The following is a 21,060-nucleotide window of genomic DNA, read 5'->3' on the forward strand; positions in this document are numbered from 1 at the left end:
TAAATCAGATTAAAAAGTTAGGTTACATCCTAAAGAAATTGATCTTGGGATTGGTTGTGCATAAATATTTCCGTACGTTTCAGGATCAAAGTAACCTTTGTAATCAGAGCTGATTACGAATAAGTTTCTACCTTCGATACTAAATCTTACACTATCCATAAACAAAGTATTAGTTGCTTTTTTAGGTAAAGAATATCCAAAACGAACACTGCTCAAACGCATATAGCTCATTTCATGAACCCATGTATCTAAATAATTGTACATATTAAGCGGTGCTGCTCCTGGAGAATACCATTGGTAAGCCATCCATGAATCTCCTGTTCCTGAAGTTTCACTCGTAATTCCAGGTATGTGTGAACCTGTATTAGTAGGTGACCAGACATTAAGCACATCTGTAGTATAGTTTTGACCACGATCTAATTGTGCACCATTAAAATTTGGTTTTTCAACAACCGTTTGTTTGATATTAAAAGTAGTAGCAATTGTAAGATCAAAATTATGAACTTTAAAAGTGTTGATAAAACCACCGGTAAATTTAGGATCCAGATCTCCAACATAAGTAAACAAATTTCTGGTGTCTTCATCTGTAAGTCTTGATTGCGATAAAACTCCCGGGAAAAAATCTGCATAAGGATCAAAAAGCGCAAAAAAGGTTTGAGAGTTTACCGTTTCTCCTTTTTTATTTACAAATAAAGGAAAACCATTTTCATCAATTCCGTTAGTTTTTAATGCAAATACTGCATTAACCGGAAGTCCTTCTCTGGAAGGTAAATAGCTGTTAGATCTTGTTTCAATACGATCTACATTACTTTTATTATGAGCGAAATTTATAGTGGAATTCCATTTAAAGTTCGGACGGTCAATGTTTCGTGTAGACAAAGAAATCTCGTATCCTTTATTGGTTACCTGAGCCCAGTTAGCGTTTGTATATTCAAATCCGTTTTCAACAGGAAGCGATTGTAAACCAATTAAATCAGAACTTTTTCTTCCGTAAACATCCGTTACAATGCTAATACGATTGTTGAATAAACCAAGATCCATTCCAACGTTAGTATTAGTAGTTTTTTCCCATCTCAATTTATCATTTGGAGGAGAAATTACATTAATAATAGGTTCTGTTTGTCCCGGTAAAATAACCACAGTTTGGCTTTCTCCAACTACATACGGAGAAGTGTTTTTGTCGATATTTCCTTGTAAACCATAAGAAGCACGTAATCTTAAATTAGAAACTACTTCATTACCTTTTAAGAAATTTTCTTCAGATACTGCCCATGAACCGGAAACAGCCCATAGTGGTAAATATTTGTATTTAGGATCTACACCAAATAAATCCGATCCGTCGTAGCGAACACTTCCAAAGAAAGTATATTTTCTGTCATACGTATAAGATGCTGTTGCAAAAAACGATGCAAATGCATTTTCGTTTTCATTTTTTAAATACGTTCTCCAGTTTGCATTTGCAGCAGAGTTTGCATTTGGAAAAATAATTTGAGTTGTAGTTAATGTTTTCGGGTCGAAACCAAACCCTTTTGTATTAATAGCAGTGCTTTTGTTTCTTCTTAATTCATTACCAGCCATAACTTCTATCTCATGTTTTCCGCCAAGAGTAGTGCTATAGTTTAGCATCGTTTTAATGTTATATTGAAAAAAGTCTGTGTTAGAATTTTGAATAATTCCGCCAACAGGAAGGAAATAAGCATCAGCCCCGTTTGCAAATACACGTGATTTTTCTCTTTCTTTTCTTGTAAAATAAGAGTCTTTACCGGTATATTTTTCAGAAGTATTATTATCAAACTGTAAACCAATTTGTGTACTTGCTTTTAGCCCTTTCGTAATCGTATAATCTACATCAAGTAAAGCTTTTACAGATCTTGTTGTCAATTCGTAATTCGTGTTTTCTCTTTCTTCCAGGAAATTATAAGGAATATAAACACTTCCATTTCCATACCCGCTCATATCCTGATCATATTTATAACTTCCATCAGCGTTATACGGAGTCAGATAGGGGTTTACGTTTCTCGAATAATTAGCAGGATTGGTAAAAGTATCTGTATCGGATACATAAGTTGTTTTCTTACTTTGTGTACCAAAGATTCCAACACCAACATGTAATTTATCTGTTACATCAAAGTTGTTTTTTAAGGTAAGATTGTATCTGTCAAAACCAGTTCCAAAAGTAGCTCCTTCTTCATTATAAGCTCCTAAAGAGAAATAATAATCAGATCTTTCTCCACCACCTGATAAACTCAAACCATATTGTTTATTAAAAGTACTTCTGTACAATAAATCACCCCAATTTGTATTATTGTCTCTTAAAGCGTTGATTGAGTTTTGAGTTGCAGGACTTAGAGACGAAAAACCTCCCGATCTATAGGCTCCTAATTCATTAGCCTGTTTAAGAATACGGGAAATTTCTCCGTTACCGTCTCTGTAAGTCAAATCTTCTCTTGCAGCTAATGAAAGTTCAAGATCTACTTTTTGAGAAGAGTTTAAAAGGTTTAATTTAGAAAAATTAGGTTTTTCAGTCACGAAAGTATTCACGTTAAAGTCTACTCTCATACTTCCTTTTCTTCCTTTTTTAGTCGTTACCACAATAACTCCGTTTGCGGCTCTTGCACCGTAAATGGCAGTTGCAGCAGCATCTTTAAGAATGGTAATATCTTTAATATCTTCAGGATTTAAACCTGCGATAGAAAAATTGCTTAAAACATCTATATTGTCTTTGTCATAGTTTTGAGGAACATCGTTTCCTTCAAGCGGCAAACCATCTAAAACCCATAACGGATCCTGAGCACCATTAAGAGATGCAGTACCACGAATTCTGATTTTTGAGATTGTTCCCGGAGCTCCCGTTTGTTGTGTTACGGCAACACCCGCAACCTGACCAATTAACATTTGATCCAAACTCGCCACACCTGCTTGTTTGATATCAGCCATATCAACTGTTGCAACAGCCGATGTCAGTTTTCTTTTTTCGATCTTTTGGTAACCTGTAACTACGATTTCTTTTAGTTCGCTTACATCAGATTTTAAAGAAATAGTGTATTGATTTTTATCTGTAATATCAATTGTATAAGGCAGATATCCCATATAAGAGACTCTTAAACTTTTGATATTACTATTGATTTTGAATTCGAATGCACCATCAAAATCAGTTACGGTACCAAGGCTTGCGCTCGTGATCACCCCTTTTTGTTCTGTGTTGTTAGATATGGAACTATTCTCGACAAAAACAGTAACTCCCGGTATTGGTAGTCCGTCTGCGGCATCAAGTACCTTTCCTTTAATAGTCCTTTCCTGCGCATACCCTGAGAGGGCAAGAAGGAAACTCAGCATGTAAAATAAATTCTTCATTGGGTTGTTTTTGGATTGTGTTAAATTATAGTGTGTTGTTTAATGCTTTTTCGATACGCTGAATCAGATCGAAATAATGGTTTTTAGTTTCCTGATTTCCAATGTTTCTCTTTGTTTTCAGTAATTGCAAAATCTGATTCAATTCGCCTTTTTTATCAGATGTAACCTCAGAAACTCTTTTTAGAGAGGATTGATTAATGTTACGCGCCATTTTTGCTTCGTCTAAATAATCACATAAATGAGGCATGCTTAAGGTTGCTTCCAACTGAATGCTTTTCTTAACATCAGTTTTTTCAAAAAGTTTATTGGTCGAAACAATCAATACATCTACATAATTTTTCTGAGTCATACGTTCCATAATCGTAAGAGATTTATTTTGGATCGTAGGAGCAAAAATATTTTGGTGAAGTGTTTTGAATAATTGTGTTACAGTGAACACATTTTCTTTGGCTTCGTTACGTTGGTACAACTCATTTTCTGTAATTCGCAACAAACGATCGTCGCTTAATAAATTGTATATAATGCCGTATTGTAATTCTCTTGCAAGCGTATATGGTGTGTATTCATAAGGCCCAAGAGGAGAATCTTTCAACGGATTTGTTTTATCTAAAATTGGGTTAAAAAACAACCATTCCGGCAATTTGATACTATTGTTTAATAAGTACGAAACCGCTTTTTTCTGGATTGCAGCCGGAACCGCAACATAACTTTGTTTATTATCGCCATGAACCGTTGTGTTCAGGTAAATACCGCCCACATTGGTCAATACGTGATAGTTGTACAAATTCCACTGGCCAATTGCACCAATATAAAGTTTACCGGTTTGGTAGTAAGATTCATCCTTATCATATGTCCACTCAAGGATTTTACCCACAACTCTTTTTAAGTTCTTAAGTCCGTATTCGCTCGCTTTCATCGCATCATCACCCAAATCTTCAGATTGCGAACGCGGATCAATTGTGCTGTCACCATCTTGCTGTTCTCCGTAAAAATAGACCGGATCATTCTGGTGTTTTGTAATCAGGGCGTTCAAAGCATTGTGCTCTTCTGTCTGATCAGCATACCATCTGTAACCCCATTCGATAGCATATTTATCATATTCACCAATTTTTGGCGTAATCGCTTCTACATGATCTTCCGGTTGAGCGATATAATTGTAACGCGCATAATCCATGATTGACGGAGCAGTTCCACCCATTTTTGCTGTAAAATCCGGAGATCGAAGTGATTCTACCGGATAAGCAAACGAAGCGCCCATATTATGTTTCAAACCAAAAGTATGTCCAACCTCATGAGACGATACAAAACGAATCGCTTCTCCCATATGTTCGTCGCTAAATTTGTTTCCTCTTGCTTTTGGGTCGATTGCTCCGGTCTGAATGCGCATCCAGCTTTGTAATGAAGTCATTACATTATGCCACCAGATAATATCAGATTCGATAATTTCACCGCTTCTTGGGTCTACAACTGCAGGTCCCATAGCATTCGATTTTTGAGACGCTACATAAGTAATTACTGAGTAACGTACATCATCAATATCAAAATCAGTATCCTCTTCCGTAGGTTCTTTTGCAATCACCGCATTTTTAAATCCTGCTTTTTCAAAAGCAGCCTGCCAGTCGCGAACTCCTTCTATAATATATGAACGCCATTGTTTAGGTGTCGATGGATCGATATAATAAACAATAGGTTTTTTAGGTTCTACTAATTCGCCTCTTTTGTATTTTTCGATATCCTCTTTTTTAGGCTCTAATCTCCAGCGTGTGATCAGTTCTTTTTCTAAAACTGCATGTTGGTTATCGCTAAAATACCAGTGTTTTTCAGTGAAATACCCAATTCTTTTATCCGAAAAACGAGCCTGCATAGGCACTTTATCCAATAAAATAATATTAGAAGTTACCCCAATTGTAACAGATAGGGCAGGACCACCTTCGGCTACAGAAGTAGTCAGTTGCGATTTAACCACAATATTTTTAGGGAAAGTTTTCACACCTTCTATATACGAAAGTTCAGATTTTACAGATCCTCCAAAACCGATATTGCTTAAAACATCATTAAAACTTTTTTGTTTTCCGTCAAAAACCTTATTCGCTTTGATTACTACCGATGTAGAATCGTTATTTTTAGTTTCGATATCAAAAACTTCTATAATAGATTCTGAAAAGTTACTGTTTACCGATGCTGTAATAGCGTCTCCAACCGGCGATGAAACTTTTGGTACAGATGATTTTACCCAAACTTTTTTGGCAACCAAATCTTTATGAAACGTGATAATCTTATTCTCGTAATTCATTCCTTTATTCAAACCTGCATCATTAACCGGTAAAGGAACATTTGAAATTTTATTAACAACTAAAAATTCTCTTTGAAAAAGTGAATCGTTGATCTCCAGGTAAAGATCTGTTTTTACCTGAATAGTATTGAAAAGACCTTTTTTGAATGATCCTTTTTTAATAAGGTCGTCGTATTTTTGTCCTTTCGCATTTTTTAATGAATCCTTAACTTGTTGTTCTGTTTTGTCTTCTTTATTCTTTTTGTTCTTTTTTTGAGCAATCATAGTACTGGTATTCAGTACCAACATCACTAAAGCGATATTTTTTAGACTTCTCAACAATGCCTTTTCTCTCATAGAAAGTTAAGTTTAGGTTAATTTTTGGCTAAAAATATTGCATGGATTACGTTAAAAAAAGCAAAATGGAGTGAGTGGCTTTTTTTCGGGAGTGAATGTTTTTTTTTATCCAATTAAAGGTAAAATGCAAGTAAAATCGCCGTCTTTTTTGAAAGCTTTAAAATCGTTTTTACCATAGTATTTATAGATACTTTCTAAGTATTTGTGACCAAACTTAGATTCTTTTCCGAAGTTTTGCTTTTCGTTTAAATTATTGGTAATAATTACAACGTTTTCGTTAATGCTAATTGTGATGCATAACGGGCTTTCTTCAGAGGCAATATTATGCTTGATCGCATTTTCTACAGCAATCTGAAAAGCCAGATACGGCACTTTTTTTGCCAGAAAGCTTTCGTCTTCAATAGTAATAGTAAAAATGAATTCCTCATTAAAACGAGTTTGCTGCAAAAAGATGTATTTTTCGATAAAAAGCAATTCTTCCTGGACCGTAACAATATTATTGAGCGGCGGATTAATAAGGTATCTGTAAATTTTAGAAAGGTTTAATGTAAATTTTCGTGCTACTCCGGTATTGTTCTCAATTAGCATATAAAGCGAATTCAGCGAATTGAATAAAAAGTGTGGATTAATCTGCTCTTTTAATTGTTGCAGCTGAATCAGGGCTTTCTCCTTATTAATCATTTCGTTTTCTAAAAGCAGCTTGTTTTTTTCCTGCGACAAGATTTCTTTTTCCTGAAAAGTTCTACGAGTAAAAATGGTGAACAAATAAAAGAATACGATTAAAATAGCAGTAGTAATGATATAAATGAGATAGGCATATTTTTTAACCGCATTTACATCTTCATTCGAAATTTCTCTCGGAAAATTTACTCCAATATACCAATTTGTTCCTTTTACATTCAAACGTTTGGTATATCGTACAATATCTAAAAACAAATATTCTGACGGGGCAATTCTCTTGCTAAAGTCTTCTCTTTTAGAAAAAGTTGTATCCTGAGGTGCTATATTGGTTAACTTGAAAATGTTCTTTTTCAGTAATTTTATTTCAGGATGATAAATAATCGTTCCTTTCTTATCAAAAACAAAAGCATAATTAGGCGCTTTTTGGTCAATTGTCGAAAAATAAGTCTGAAGCGATTTCAAATCGATATCATATCCGTACCGAACTACAGTGCCATTTGCAGCCGTATATCTGTAATAAATGCGCCAAAAAAAGTGATCAGTATCTTCTATAATACTATTAGATTGTGAAAGCTCTCTGTTTTTAGCCACAAAATCTTTTATCGAAGCTTTGAGATGGGTATCGTTTTTAGAAATCGTAAATTCTATTTTTTGATTGTCGATCTGAAACCAGTTGTTTTTTACCAGACTGTCATTGGCATGAATGTTACTTAAAACTTTTAAATTATCAGATAAGTTTTTAGAGTTACTTATATCAACAATTCGTTTCAGTTCATTTTTAGATTCCAAAAAGCGTGATAATTCCTGCGCAATAACTTCCTGTTTTTTTACAAAACTACGCTGTGAACTCTCGGCGTTCGATTTTTCGGTAACCTCCGTCATCAAACCGCTCAGGATATAAATAGAAAGCAAAGTAAGAACAACGAAAATGATTCCTAAAATAAAGAAGTTCCTACCGGAAAAAGTGTTTTTTAAAGTAAATTTCAAAGTGTAGATAAAAAAATAAGGAGTATTAAAATCCTTATTGCAATAGGGTATTAATTTTTTTTCGTGTGCAAATATAAAACTTTTTAGCTGATACACTTTTAGTTAGGTAATCTTAACACATATTTCGGGTAGTCGTTTAGTAAAAATCTTGTTAAGAGGGAAGAATGCTTCTCGTTGCGTAGATTTAACCGCGAAGAGCGCAAAGTTTTTTATTAAGCAAGGTTTTAATAAAAACGCAAAGTTCGCAAAGCTTTGTCTTTAATTAAGCTTTGCGAACTTTGCTAGATTAGTATTTTTTTTTGATTAATTACCTAGAATTTCGCGCATTTTATCATAGAATGCGCGATTATAAAAAATAGATTGAATGCAAAGCTTTGCGAACTTTGCGTAAATCTTAGCGCTCTTTGCGGTAAAATGACAAAGTATGCTCATTTCAAACCTGAAACTTGAAACAAAAATTAAGAAATCTGAAGATGTTCCAAAGTTTTCCCAACCAAAGTTTTTACTCCAACCGCTTTAAACCCTAATTTAAGATATAGTTTCTTAGCACCCGTATTTCCTTCTTCAACCAATAAACCTAAAGTCTGCTTGTTTTGGGTTACAAATTCTTCAATCAAAAACTGCAATAATTGAGAACCAATTCCTTTTCCCTGATGATTTGGACTTACACCTAACGCATCAATATAAAACTCTCCGCTTTGCGTTTCATTTTCAGGACTAAAATCAGGATTAAAATTAAGACGAACATAATCAATAATAGGTTTACGCAGTTCATGTAATTTTCCTCCGTCATAAATAGAAACAGCTCCTACAATTTCATCGTTTTCTTCGGCTACAAAACAATTCTGATACGAGTATTGGTTGCTTTCATATTCAACAAAATGAAGCAGGAAATAATAGGCCGTTTTAGGATTTTTTTCGCCAATGAATTTATAAATGATTTCTTCCATTGCCAGCAACAAATGTTTGGCAATCGCTTCAGAATCTTCAATAGTTGCTTTTCTAATAATCATGATATGTATTTTAAGAGTACAAAATTACGGTAAGTTTTAAGTATTGATTCTTTTCTTTAAAATAATGCGATAAATAGGCACGATTTTTAAATTTTCGATAAAACTTTCAAAATCATAATTTAATAAAATTTAAATTTAAAATATTTATAATCAATTAGTTATTTGTTTTTTTAAGTTGTGAAATAACCAATTGTTAGCCTAAAAAGCACAGTAACAAAAATGAGTTATCGAGACATGATTATTTTTAGGCGAACCTTTTTTATGTATTAAAAAGACTACTTTTTGAAAGTGGATTGTTGATAACTGTTTTTTTTGAAAGTGATATTGAAGGTTTTTTTTATGTTGATAACTCTATTTAGATTTATTTTAAATAGCTGATGTTTCGGCTGTTACGGATTATTATGATGCTGTTGATAAAAAGTAAATTTTACATCAATTTTAAGAGGCTTGAAGCTGTTGATAATTGGATGGATTTTTAACATCAAAAGGTGGTTGGAAGAAGAACTGTAGGTTAATTTTGTAAGTATAGAAATGTCTTTGAAATCCCCAAATAAACGAATCATTTTTATCACTAATAAGTCACCATTTAATATTATACATATGTCTATTTTCGATAAAAGAATCAATTATAAACCTTTTGAGTATCCAGAAGTATTGCAATTTACAGAAGCCATAAATAAAGCATATTGGGTGCATTCCGAAGTCGATTTTACTGCTGATACTCAGGATTTTCATTCGCATTTGAATGCAGCCGAAAAAACAGCGATCAAAAACAGTTTGTTGGCCATTGCTCAAATTGAAGTAGCAGTAAAAAGTTTTTGGGGTAATATTTACGAGCATTTCCCAAAACCGGAATTCAACGGATTAGGAAGTACTTTTGCTGAATGTGAATTCAGGCATTCTGAGGCTTATTCGCGTCTTTTGGAGGTTTTAGGTTATAATGATGAATTCGAAAAACTGATGGAAATTCCGGTAATCCGCAAACGTGTCGATTATCTTTCGAATGTATTAAAAGATACCAAATCACAAGACAATAAAAAGTATGTGGTTTCGCTGATATTGTTCAGCATTCTGATCGAAAATGTATCACTTTTTAGCCAATTTGCGATTTTATTGTCGTTTACAAGGTTTAAAGGATATATGAAAAATGTGAGTAACATTATCGCATGGACTTCTATCGACGAACAAATTCATGCCAATGGCGGAATTTATATTGTAAATAAAATACGCGAAGAATTCCCGGATTATTTCGATGAAGAAACTTTAACGCTTATCAGAGAAACGGTTAAGGATTCGATCAATGTAGAAGCAGATATATTAGACTGGATTTTTGAAGATGGTGAAATCGAAACAATCAAAAAAGCAGATTTGGTCAACTTCATGAAATTTAGAATAGATGAAAGTCTGACTCAAATCAATATTCCAACAATATTTAATGTTCCTGCCGATGATTATAAAGCAATGGCATGGTTCGAAGAAGAAGTTTTTGCCAACAGTCTTGATGATTTCTTTGCCAAAAGACCTGTAGAATATACCAAACACGACAAAAGTATTACGGCAAACGACCTTTTCTAAAAACAGCAAATTACAATTATGAATACAATAGATACAATTTCAGGAAACAGCGCTCCGTTAAGCGAAGCAGACAATAAAATGTGGTGGAAAAACTCTGAAAGTGAGCAAATTTTAAATCGTGGATATCTTTTAAAAGGTGAAACTGTAGAAGGTGCAATTGACAGAATTTGTACCGCTGCAGCAAAAAGATTGTACAAACCCGAATTAAAAGAGTCTTTTGTAGAAATGATCGAACGCGGCTGGATGAGTATTAGTTCACCTGTTTGGGCCAATATGGGAACAGAACGCGGTTTGCCAATTTCTTGTTTTAATGTCCACGTTCCGGATGAAATCGAAGGAATTACGCATAAATTAGGTGAAGTAATCATGCAAACCAAAATTGGTGGAGGAACATCCGGATATTTTGGAGAATTGCGCGAAAGAGGAAGCGCCGTAACCGATAACGGAAAGAGTAGTGGAGCGGTAAGCTTCATGAAACTTTTTGATACGACAATGGATACCATTTCGCAAGGTGGCGTTCGCCGAGGAGCATTTGCAGCTTATTTAGATGTAGATCACCCGGATATCGAAGAGTTTTTGAAGATAAAAAGCATCGGAAATCCAATTCAGAATTTGTTTACCGGAATTTGTGTACCCGATTACTGGATGCAGGAAATGATTGATGGTGATGCAGATAAAAGACAAGTTTGGGCCAAAGTTCTCGAAAGCCGTCAGCAAAAAGGATTGCCTTATATCTTTTTTAGTGATAACGTAAACAAGAACAAACCACAAGTTTATAAAGACAAAAACCTGCGTATTAATGCAAGTAATTTGTGTAGCGAAATCATGTTGCCGTCAAGTTTTGACGAATCGTTTATTTGCTGCCTTTCTTCAATGAACCTGGAACTCTATGAAGAGTGGAAAGATACTGAAGCGGTAAAATTAGCGATCTTTTTCCTTGATGCCGTTTTACAGGAATTTATCGAAAAAACCGAAGGCAACTATTATCTGGCAGCAGCGAATCGTTTTGCAAAAAGACACCGCGCACTCGGATTAGGAGTTTTAGGATGGCATTCGTATTTGCAAAAAAATATGATTCCGTTTGAAGGTCTTGAAGCCAAAATGAAAACCACAGAAATTTTCAAACATATCAGTGACAAAGCCGATAAAGCCACTCAGGATTTAGCACGTATTTACGGCGAACCTGAATTGCTAAAAGGATACGGAAGACGTAATACCACGACAATGGCAATTGCCCCAACGACTTCATCATCGGCTATTTTAGGGCAAACTTCGCCAGGAATTGAGCCTTTTAGCAGTAATTACTATAAAGCCGGTTTGAGCAAAGGTAATTTTATGCGTAAAAATAAATACCTAAAAGCATTATTAGAAGAAAAAGGGCTGGATAATGAAGAAGTTTGGAGAGAAATCATGCTAAATGGCGGAAGCGTTCAGCACATGAGCCAATTGAGTCAAAATGAGCGAGATGTCTTTAAAACCTTTAAAGAAATCAGTCAGTTAGAGATTGTACAGCAGGCATCCATCCGTCAGAAATATGTAGATCAGGGGCAAAGCATTAACTTGAATATCCCTTCGGATTTACCAATTAAAGAAGTAAACCGTTTACTGATCGAAGCGTGGCAATTAGGAATCAAAAGTTTGTATTACCAACGCAGCCAAAGTGTATCTAAAGAATTAGTTACGAGTTTGGTAACGTGTAGTAGTTGCGAATCATAAAAGTAAAGGCTGTTTGTTTAGACAGCCTTTTTTTTATGGCAATTTTTGGCCCACGGATTTTACGGGTTAAGCGGGTTTTCGCTGGTTTTTTTTAGCGTGCGGCATCTTTGTCAAAGTTTGTCATCGCATTTTTGTCATCCCGAGGAACGAGGGATCTCCGCAAGTAACTCGACAAAAAAATGTCACCACAATCTTGTCATCTCGACCGAAGGGAGAGATCGTACAAGAAATACCGCAAAGAAAATCACCAATCTTTGGCGAGTTCCGAGTGTGATCTCTCCCTTTGGTCGAGATGACAAAAAATGAGATAATTAGCGATGGTCTTTGACAAAGATTTGCATTCCAAAAAGTCACCACAATCTTGTCATCTCGACCGAAGGGAGAGATCACACAAGAAATACCACAAAGAAAATCACCAATCTTTGGCGAGTTCCGAGTGTGATCTCTCCCTTCGGTCGAGATGACAAAAAATGAGATAATTAGTGATGGTCTTTGACAAAGATTTACGTTCCAAAAAGTTACCACAATCTTGTCATCTCTCCCTTCGGTCGAGATGACAAAAAAATGACATAATTAGCGATGGTCTTTGAAGATTTACGTTCCAAAAAGTTACCACAATCTTGTCATCTCGACCGAAGGGAGAGATCACACAAGAAATGCTACAAAGAATATCACCAATCTTTGGCGAGTTCCGAGTATGATATGACAAAAGATACGCTGCTAAAATGATTCAATAGTAATAAAACAAAAAAGACTGCCTTTTTACAGACAGTCTCTTTCAAACTAAAAAAACAAAAACCTAATGGCTTTTACTATTTTCAAAACCTAAAATAGTAATGGTATAAGGCGTATTCGAAACCTTGATTTTCTTTGCAATTGCCATAGTCGACAAGTTCAGCTGAAACAATTCTCCTGTGCTTGGAGAAGTGATATAAGCAAAATTCTCTGTTAACTGAATTTGTGGTTTTGATGTGGCGTCGCTTGCTGTTTCCGGAATTACTTTTGCTTCTTTTTCAACTTGTAAACTCGTTAAGTTGAATAGTTTAAATTCACCAGAAAACAATAGAATTCCTAATTTGCTGTTGTTGTAGCTTACTTTGCATTGCATAATTTTGGTGCTTTGCAAAATTGGTTTTATCGTTGCAGCTGCAACATCAATTAAATAAGCGCCTTTTGCGGCAGTAAATCCTATGAATTTTCCTTTGGCTTTAGTTTCTAAAATTGTTCCAAACCAGGCAGTTCCAAAATCTTCAGGAAGTGCAATCAGTTTTTGTTTTCCTGAACTTTCTACTACAAGAACACCACTTGCAGAACCAAAAACGGCGTAAGTTCCGTCAGAAGCATTTCCGTGGATTCCTTTTGTTGCAACAGTTGATTCGAATAACGTTTTTCCTGCATTATCGATAATTTTTACTTTTTCAGGTAATGTTCCCGCAACCGAATTGTCTTTTTGCGTAATGGCATAAGTTCCGTTTGAGAAAGTTGCCATGGCACCGTGATGCGCCAATAAACCAGCATTAATCACTTTAAATTTTGCCCCTGCAGTATTGATTTCAGATTCTTTCGCAACAGATAAACTTCCGTCTCCATCGTTGAAAGTCAGCAATTCTCCCATTTTACTTTTAAAATGCGTTGGCAAAAGCGATTGTCCTGTTAAGGCACCAAATTTTGGAATTCCGTCTACATCAACATGATCGCCGTGACTTTCGAATCCGCTGTCAAAAGTTTCAACTGTATTGTCTGCCCGGTGTACAATTCCGGCATATCTTCCTGATTCTGTAGTATAAAGCGCTGATTTTGCAAATTTAGCATTAAAAGAAGTGATCGTCGCATCAACCGGATTTACTAATGTTATAGCTGTGGTTTTTTCGTCAGAAAGTAATATTCGTAAATATTTGTATTCAGCAAGCGTTTCTTCTGGCGTTTCGGTGGTATTGTCATCGTCATTGCTACAAGAGACTGCAAAAATGGATAAAGCGAATAGGAAAATGAGCTTGAAATAATTATTTTTCATAGTAAACGTGTTTAAATTAATTTAGGTTTTAAAAAATTTGTAGATTAAAAATTGATGGTAACAGGCATTGATTTGTAAACACTCAAATTATAAGAGGTATTTTTGTAAAGAATAACCCAATTGTATTGCCCTGATTGCCAAGATTTGTCTGCCGTGGTTGGGTTTCCTTCGGCATCTTTATCAGCGCCAACAACGATACTTTCACCACCCCAGACATCATTTATTTTTTGCAGCGTAGCAATTTTTGAAGCCGGAGCAAGACCTTTATGTTCTACTTTTGAGATCACTATAACTTTTTTGAAATCAAGATTATCAATACTTTCAGGATGGTAATTCAGGCTCTTTTTGATTAAAACCGAATATAATATTCCGTCGCCCATAATCTGGCTTACTTGTGCATGCGCCGTAATCTTATCATTCTTTTTGAAGATCAATTCCGGTTCTACCCAGGTTTCCATATAATAAATAAGATCGTCATTTCGCGAAAGCATATCACGGCCAATTAGCGGATCAGCAGGCATATTGGCAGGATCTGTAATGGTAACTTCTTCTTTTATTTCGAGTTGCGATCCGTTTTCATCCAGAACAATAAACGAGAAATCAAATTTACCTTCGGGAGCGTCGGCAGGAATATTGAAATGTTTGTGTACATTGGTATTTTTAGCGCCTTTGTATTCTGCAAAAGACAATTCGAACTTCCAGTCTTTGGAATAGGTTTCGCCTTTTTTTGGAAGTATTTTAATCTGTACATCGGCGATTTTGTCACCAGCAAGAACATCAGCATTAAAATGGAAATCACGTCCAATTAAGGCTTTTTTGTTATTGCCAGTTCCAATTTCAACATTGGTGGCTGTTGGTTTTAAAACTTCGTTGTTGTCGTCATTGTCGTTGTTACAGGCTGTAAATCCAGTGGCAACAACAAAAAACAGCAGAAATAATTTTGCTTTTTTCATAAGGAATTGAGGTTTGTTAATTGAATTCATATTAAATTGATTTATGTATTAAAAAGGGAATTTTTACCGATAGAATAATGTTTCTGCTGGCTTCAGGAAGTTCGATCAACCTGTAAAAACTGGTATGATTGAGGTATTTTGTATTGAATAAATTCTGAACCTGAAGGCTAATAATAAAATCCTGTTGTCCTGCTTTTGCTTTGGTTCCCATCGCGAGATTGAACACGTTGCTGGCTGCAGTTTTTCTTTCGGGTGGAACAATTTGATTTTGTTGCGCCGTATACCGATAATCAAGTGAGAAATAAGTGTCTTTTAAATTTTTGATTTCCGGATTGTAAGTCATCCCAAATAAAACCGAAGCCGGCGGAGAGAAGGGAAGTGTATAGCCCTTTTTGCTCCCGGACAATTGTTCCGAATAAAGATATTCAGCCAGAATTTCACCGCTTAAATTTTTCAGAAACTGATAACGGGTTTGTAATTCGCCGCCGTAACGCATCACTTTACTTTGCTCATATTCAAAAACCTGATTGCCTGCGCCGTAATAAATATCATGCTGCGAAGTAGGATTGAGGTAAATGTAATTGGGGAAATAATTAAAAAACGGACTCAGCTGTACCGACCATTTGTTTTCCTGCCATTCCATACCAAGATCTAACTGATACGAACGCTCTGCCGATAAATTAGGATCTCCTTTTTCGAACCTGAAATAATGATAATTCACGCCGTTTGAAGCCAGTTCTTTGGCAATTGGCATTCTGAAACTTGTTCCCAAATTGGCTTTAAGCGATAATTGCCCTGGCGTATAATTAACACCTGCTGACCAGTTGAAACTATTGAAAGTTCGGGTAAGTTCTTGAGATCGTTGTAAGTATTGCTGCGTAGTCTGACCGTTTTCGGTGACTTCGCTTTGAAACCAATCAGTGTATGGTTTCATTTCGATTTGACCATGATCGAGCCGAATGGCACCGTGAAGCAGCCACAAATCATTGAGCTGAAATTTATCGTAAACAAATAATCCTGCGTTCGATTGTTTGAAAGCAGGAATCAGGAAACTCCAGCCGTTAATCGCATTTTGCTGCTGTTCGCCATTTAAACCTGCGGTAAATTGATGTTTACCTAACGAAAACTCATCTTTAAAAGCAACAGAAAAAACTTCTTTATCATATTGTCTTTCCAAGTCCTTTGGCGCATACATATCGTCAGGATAAATAGGCGGCATGTAACCATGATTGACATAATGACTCCATTCGCGACGGAAATTCTGCTGAAAACCCAATTGTGTTTCTAGTTTATGAATTCCCAATGTAAAGGAAGTCGTATTACTAATTTTAGTATGCGTAACTTCCTGAAAAGGCATCAGAATATCACGGGTCGATTTGTCGTGAAGTTCCGTGTCAACGTTTCGGGGTTCAAGTCCGTGAGCATTGGCAAAAAAGCCACTTTTGGTGTAAATATTACTTATGTAAAAAACCGATTTAAGGCGATCAGAAACATAACCTACACTTCCGTGTACATCCATTTCACGACCAGCTGTATTGCGCAAATGATTTTTGTAAAGGGGAACAGCGTAGTTATAAACCTGCACTATATTAGTTGGTACGCGGTAATCGCCATAATCCATAGCGGTTATTCTGGTATCGAAAAACCATTTTTCATTTCGGCCAAATAAATTAAAAGAGCCTCCAAATTGTTCGTTGTTGCTCTTTCCGGTAAAATCAACGCTTCCGCCCAAAACATGCTGAGCAGGAAAAGGCACTGGTTTTATATTGATTGCCCCGCCAATCGCATCAGATCCGTACATAAAAGAAGATGGTCCTTTGATAATTTCAACCCGATTTACGGCATATTGATCGATTTCTAAACCATGATCGGCACCCCATTGCTGGCCTTCGTGTTTGATACCATTTTCAACCACAATAACCTGATTAAAACTCAGTCCGCGAATCAGGGGTTTTGAACCTCCGGAACCAATAGAAATCGTTTTAACTCCAGGAATTCTTTGCAAGGATTGCATTAGGCTTCCGCTGAGATTTCGCTGGATAAAACTGCTGTTAACGCTTTCGATAGTAAGGGATTCCTGTTTTTTTCGACGCGATTCATATTGATCTGTAATTACAACTTCCTGCAATTGTTTTATTTCAGGATGTAAAAAAACAGGAGGAATTGTATTTGAATTTTGATCCAAAGAAAGTTTCATTTCATAAAGCGAATAAGCGGAATGACTCACTGATAATTTCTGAGAATCTTTAGGGATTTGGGCAAAGAAAAAATTCCCTTTTTGATCTGTAAGAGTACTTATAGCAGAAGGATACAGCGTTACAATAGCTCCCTCCAACGGTTTCTGACCATCAGAAAATACGCTGCCTGATACCCGAACAGATTGCGCTGCAACTTTTGGAATTATAGCAAAACAACAAAGCAACAGCAGTAATTGAGGTAATAAATTCGGTTTATTTTCGTTCATCAAAAACAATTATAAAATTTTAATACTTAAGCCTTTAATCGTTTGCCAGCCTTCTTTATCAGTCAAACGAATCATGAAATGATAATCGCCCGGATCGATATCGGTTGGAATCGTGATTTCCTGAATTGCTTCGTAACTTTTTTGTCCGTTTGGAATTGTAACCGAATTGATATACAACAGCGGATTTACGGGCTTTTTGATAGGATCTGCAGTACAATTATTGACTTCGGTACTATGCGTGTGATGATCAAAATTGTGGTGAATGTCAAGACTGTAAGATCCCAAAGCGGCATTGTCTGTAAATTTTGCTCTGAAAGTAATTTTTTGTCCGCGTGTAATTTCGCTGCATTGTATTGGGAATGCATTTGTAGCGGAATTATCAATTACAGGATATTCGGTGTCAATTTCGTTGTTGTCACTGCTACAGGAGGCGAGAGCGAAAACACTTAGTAAAACGACTACAAGAATTTTGGTTTGCTTCATTTTGTTGATTTTTAAAGGGTTCATATTTAGAAAATTGAGTTACGGAAACAGGAAACAATTATTAATTATTAATTATTAATTATTAATTGTGAATTGTGAATTGTGAATTGGGAAAATAGGTCGTGCGAAGTGCTGATTCAATTAGAATATTGAATTTATTTTTATAGAAAATAAGGCGTATTACTAATTTTTAATCTGATTTTAGACAACGTAGTTTTATTCCCCGTAAGGGAAAATTTTACGTTTTAAAATAAGCGAAACTGTTTCTATGCAAATTTTTGCAAGAAAAATGAAATAGTAATGATTAGAAAAAGTGAATTACTTTTCCGGCATTATTTGATTCTAAACAAATAAATACAAATCAATTCGCATAATGAAATGATTTACTTTTTTGGGTTTTAGAAAGTAGGAGGTGCTCTCAGAGAGAATAGAGAACCCTTAAAAAATGCGGAAAATGATTTTGAATAAAAACAGGTAAAATTAATTATTGTACTGTTTTTGTAAAACTGAAACGTAACAAATTCAAAAGTAGTAACAGGACTAAATTTAAAATGACAAATAGCGCATTCTTCATTCGAATGATCTTGAATTTTAAATTCGGTTTTTGCCGTGTGATGTTGGTGCTTAATGCATTTATGCGCAACATTATGGCTTTGTATGTGTTCGTACGAATGTATTGCCGGAAATAGTATAGCAAATACTACTATTAGCGGCATAAAAAGATTTAAAATTTTAAAATTCTTTTTCATTCAGATAAATCGATATTGATAATGCAATATTGTTGCAAATATAAAATTCTTATTTACAAATGCAACATTGTTTCATTAAAAAAAATATAATAATTATTGAGATAGAGAGAGTAAAGAGTAAAGAATTAAGAATAAAGAATGATTTTTAAATCAAAACTTAGATTTCAGTCGGCTTAGGGTTTTCTGGGAGACATTGATGTACGAGGCTACGATTTTGTTGGGTAATCGTTTTACAATCGTTGGATTTATTTTAAGCAGCCATTGGTAGCGTTCTAAAGCATCCATGGTGGTAAACGACATCAGTCTGTTGGTATTATTTACGTAGGCTTTTTCTAAATACGAACAATAAAATGGCATCCATTCCGGAATGGTTTTGAGCAGGTGATTAAAATCTTCGTGGCTTATGTACAAAAGGTCCGATTTTTCGATAACCTGAATATATTCCAAAGAAGGTAATTTGGTAATAAAACTCACTAATGCTGTAGCAATCTGATTTTCGAATGCAATATATCGGGTAACATCTTTTCCTTCTTCATTGATAAAATAGAGTCTCAAACAGCCTTTGCCCACAAAATAAGTATGCTGACTGGTTTGTCCCGCCGAAAGCAAAAGGTCATTTTTGTCTTGTTTTAAAGGTTTAAAATAAGACAAAATCGTATTCAGGTTTTCATCAGAAACCTCAATACGATTTTTTATATAATCACCAAGCTGCTCGTATATCATTTGTTACTTATAATCTCTCACAAATTTGCGGTAATAAATGATATCTTCAATAGATAATACTACCAAATCGTGTTCTTCTGCAAAGCTAATGATTTTGTCCAGTTTCGCCATACTGCCATCTTCATTCATTAATTCGCATAAAACAGCTTCGGGTTGTAAACCTGCTAATTTCATCAAATCTACGCTGCCTTCGGTATGGCCGTTTCGTTCGAGAACGCCGTTGTTTTTGGCGCGTAAAGGGAAAATATGTCCGGGTCTGGCTAAATCTGTTGCTTTTGCATTTACAGCGCTTGTAGCTTTAATTGTGGTAATGCGATCTGCTGCCGAAACTCCTGTGGTTACACCTTCTTTTGCTTCGATCGTAATGGTAAACGGAGTTTGAAAACTGCTTGTATTTTCCTGAACCATATAAGGCAATTCGAGTTGGTCTGCTTTTTCGTTAGGCAAACAAAGGCAAACGATTCCGCTGCATTCGCGAATCATCATTGCCATGTTTTGAACGTTTATATGTTGTGCCGAAAAAATCAGGTCGCCTTCGTTTTCACGGTCTTCGTCATCGGTTAATAAAATCCCTTTTCCGTTTTGTAAATGTTGTAAAGCATTTTCTACGCGTTGTATGCTGGTTAAACCAAATTTCTCTAAAGGATAGGTTAGTGTGCTGATCATTTTGTTTTAAGTATTTTAAATTAATGAGCAGCAAATCTAGAATTGTTTACTATGCAAAAGTTTGATGTAGGTCAATAAAATGAGCTTTTTAGTTGGCTCCGAATTTTAAGTGTGACGCGAAAAAAAGGTCGCCACGAATTTCACGAATTTTCACTAACTATTATAAGGGAATGGGGGAAACCACAAATTACACAAATTTCCGCAAATTATTTTTTAATAATGCGCATAAAGATTGATTTAGAGTATTGTTTTAAACTCAAAAATTGGAAAAGAAATTAGAGAAAATTCGTGAATTCGTGGCGATCATTAACACAAAGAAAGACAAAATAAATTTGCGAAAATTTGCGTAATTTGTGGTTAAATAATCCCATAATAATTAGTGAGAATTAGTGAAATTCGTGGCAAAAAAGCACTTCTAAACTAGTGTAAGAAGTGTTTTAGTATCGATAACTTCTGCAAATTCGTTATGCAAACTCGCCAATGATATTTGGTGCACTAATTCCGAATCGTATTTTTCGCCATTGATGCCCACTCTGTCAAAGGTGGCTGTGGCATCAGAAATTAGATAGACATCAAAACCATAATTCCCCGCCATTCTTGTGGTTGTCGACACGCAATGATTTGTGGTAAGTCCTACAATTACCAGTGTGGTGATTCCGAGATTGTCGAGTCTTTCTTTTAAATCAGTTCCGATAAAAGCGCTGTTGACATTTTTTGAAATTACAGGCTCGCCAACAATTGGTTTTACTTCGTTTTTGATTTCAAATCCCGGCTGTAAAGCGTGGAGTTTCGAATCGGAATGTATGGAACTATGCACGATATGAAAAACTGGTAATTTTAGCGTTCGCCATTGTTCGAGAATCTGAGCCATTTTTGTTTCGGCATCTTTGTTATTGCGGTTTCCGCCCCAATAATTTTCTTCATTAAAACCTTTCTGAACATCAATTAAAATAAGGGCTGTATCTTGGTCTCTAAGCTTCATCTTTTTATCAATTAGATTATTAGACGCAAATTTACCTTTCTGTTAAAGATCAAAAAAGGACAAACGATAGT

13 protein-coding genes are annotated in these 21,060 nt (G+C 35.3%); 2 read left to right on the top strand and 11 right to left on the bottom strand.

Going from position 1 to position 21,060, the window contains the following annotated elements; genetic code table 11:
- Nucleotides 1–9 precede the first annotated feature (9 nt).
- The 4 genes from B0M43_RS15445 to B0M43_RS15460 form a co-directional block, all read right to left on the bottom strand.
- Nucleotides 10–3,354, bottom strand: coding sequence for a SusC/RagA family TonB-linked outer membrane protein (locus tag B0M43_RS15445; protein ID WP_078007433.1), 3,345 nt, complete (start codon nucleotides 3,352–3,354; stop codon nucleotides 10–12).
- Between the two features lie 25 nt (nucleotides 3,355–3,379).
- A complete protein-coding gene (locus B0M43_RS15450; protein ID WP_078007432.1) occupies nucleotides 3,380–5,983 on the bottom strand; it encodes a zinc-dependent metalloprotease in 2,604 nt (867 codons plus the stop codon).
- A gap of 105 nt (nucleotides 5,984–6,088) precedes the next feature.
- The gene (locus B0M43_RS15455; protein ID WP_078007431.1) at nucleotides 6,089–7,651 is read right to left on the bottom strand and encodes a sensor histidine kinase; all 1,563 of its coding nucleotides are present in this window, start codon (nucleotides 7,649–7,651) and stop codon (nucleotides 6,089–6,091) included.
- Between the two features lie 458 nt (nucleotides 7,652–8,109).
- A complete protein-coding gene (locus B0M43_RS15460; RefSeq protein WP_078007430.1) occupies nucleotides 8,110–8,664 on the bottom strand; it encodes a GNAT family N-acetyltransferase in 555 nt (184 codons plus the stop codon).
- A 600-nt stretch (nucleotides 8,665–9,264) separates the two neighbouring features.
- Between B0M43_RS15460 and B0M43_RS15465 the strand changes: the two genes are divergently transcribed.
- Together B0M43_RS15465 and B0M43_RS15470 are read left to right on the top strand one after the other, a co-directional pair.
- Nucleotides 9,265–10,239 (top strand): ribonucleotide-diphosphate reductase subunit beta, encoded by a 975-nt coding sequence (locus B0M43_RS15465; RefSeq protein ID WP_065449755.1) that lies wholly within the window; start codon nucleotides 9,265–9,267, stop codon nucleotides 10,237–10,239.
- Between the two features lie 18 nt (nucleotides 10,240–10,257).
- Nucleotides 10,258–11,955: a ribonucleoside-diphosphate reductase subunit alpha gene (locus B0M43_RS15470; protein WP_065449756.1), complete on the top strand. Its 1,698-nt coding sequence runs from the start codon at nucleotides 10,258–10,260 to the stop codon at nucleotides 11,953–11,955.
- A 799-nt stretch (nucleotides 11,956–12,754) separates the two neighbouring features.
- Here the strand turns inward: B0M43_RS15470 and B0M43_RS15475 are convergent.
- The 7 genes from B0M43_RS15475 to B0M43_RS15510 all read right to left on the bottom strand — a co-directional run bounded on the left by B0M43_RS15475 (nucleotide 12,755) and on the right by B0M43_RS15510 (nucleotide 20,989).
- Nucleotides 12,755–13,969: a hypothetical protein gene (locus B0M43_RS15475; RefSeq protein WP_078007429.1), complete on the bottom strand. Its 1,215-nt coding sequence runs from the start codon at nucleotides 13,967–13,969 to the stop codon at nucleotides 12,755–12,757.
- Between the two features lie 44 nt (nucleotides 13,970–14,013).
- Entirely contained in the window at nucleotides 14,014–14,922 is a 909-nt protein-coding gene (locus B0M43_RS15480; RefSeq protein ID WP_078007606.1) for a DUF4625 domain-containing protein, read from the bottom strand.
- A 31-nt stretch (nucleotides 14,923–14,953) separates the two neighbouring features.
- On the bottom strand, nucleotides 14,954–17,386 hold the full coding sequence (locus B0M43_RS15485; protein ID WP_078007428.1) for a TonB-dependent receptor domain-containing protein: 2,433 nt from the start codon (nucleotides 17,384–17,386) through the stop codon (nucleotides 14,954–14,956).
- 9 nt (nucleotides 17,387–17,395) lie between these two features.
- Complete coding sequence (locus tag B0M43_RS15490; RefSeq protein ID WP_078007605.1) at nucleotides 17,396–17,869, bottom strand: DUF4625 domain-containing protein; 474 nt, start codon at nucleotides 17,867–17,869, stop codon at nucleotides 17,396–17,398.
- Nucleotides 17,870–18,768: 899 nt separating this feature from the next.
- The gene (locus B0M43_RS15500; protein ID WP_210418027.1) at nucleotides 18,769–19,341 is read right to left on the bottom strand and encodes a Crp/Fnr family transcriptional regulator; all 573 of its coding nucleotides are present in this window, start codon (nucleotides 19,339–19,341) and stop codon (nucleotides 18,769–18,771) included.
- Nucleotides 19,342–19,344: 3 nt separating this feature from the next.
- A complete protein-coding gene (gene ribB, locus B0M43_RS15505; protein ID WP_078007426.1) occupies nucleotides 19,345–20,007 on the bottom strand; it encodes a 3,4-dihydroxy-2-butanone-4-phosphate synthase in 663 nt (220 codons plus the stop codon).
- A gap of 415 nt (nucleotides 20,008–20,422) precedes the next feature.
- Complete coding sequence (locus tag B0M43_RS15510; RefSeq protein WP_078007425.1) at nucleotides 20,423–20,989, bottom strand: cysteine hydrolase family protein; 567 nt, start codon at nucleotides 20,987–20,989, stop codon at nucleotides 20,423–20,425.
- Nucleotides 20,990–21,060 lie beyond the last annotated feature (71 nt).

It is taken from the genome of Flavobacterium sp. KBS0721 (genome assembly GCF_002007065.3).
Taxonomy (GTDB): Bacteria; Bacteroidota; Bacteroidia; order Flavobacteriales; family Flavobacteriaceae; genus Flavobacterium; species Flavobacterium piscis.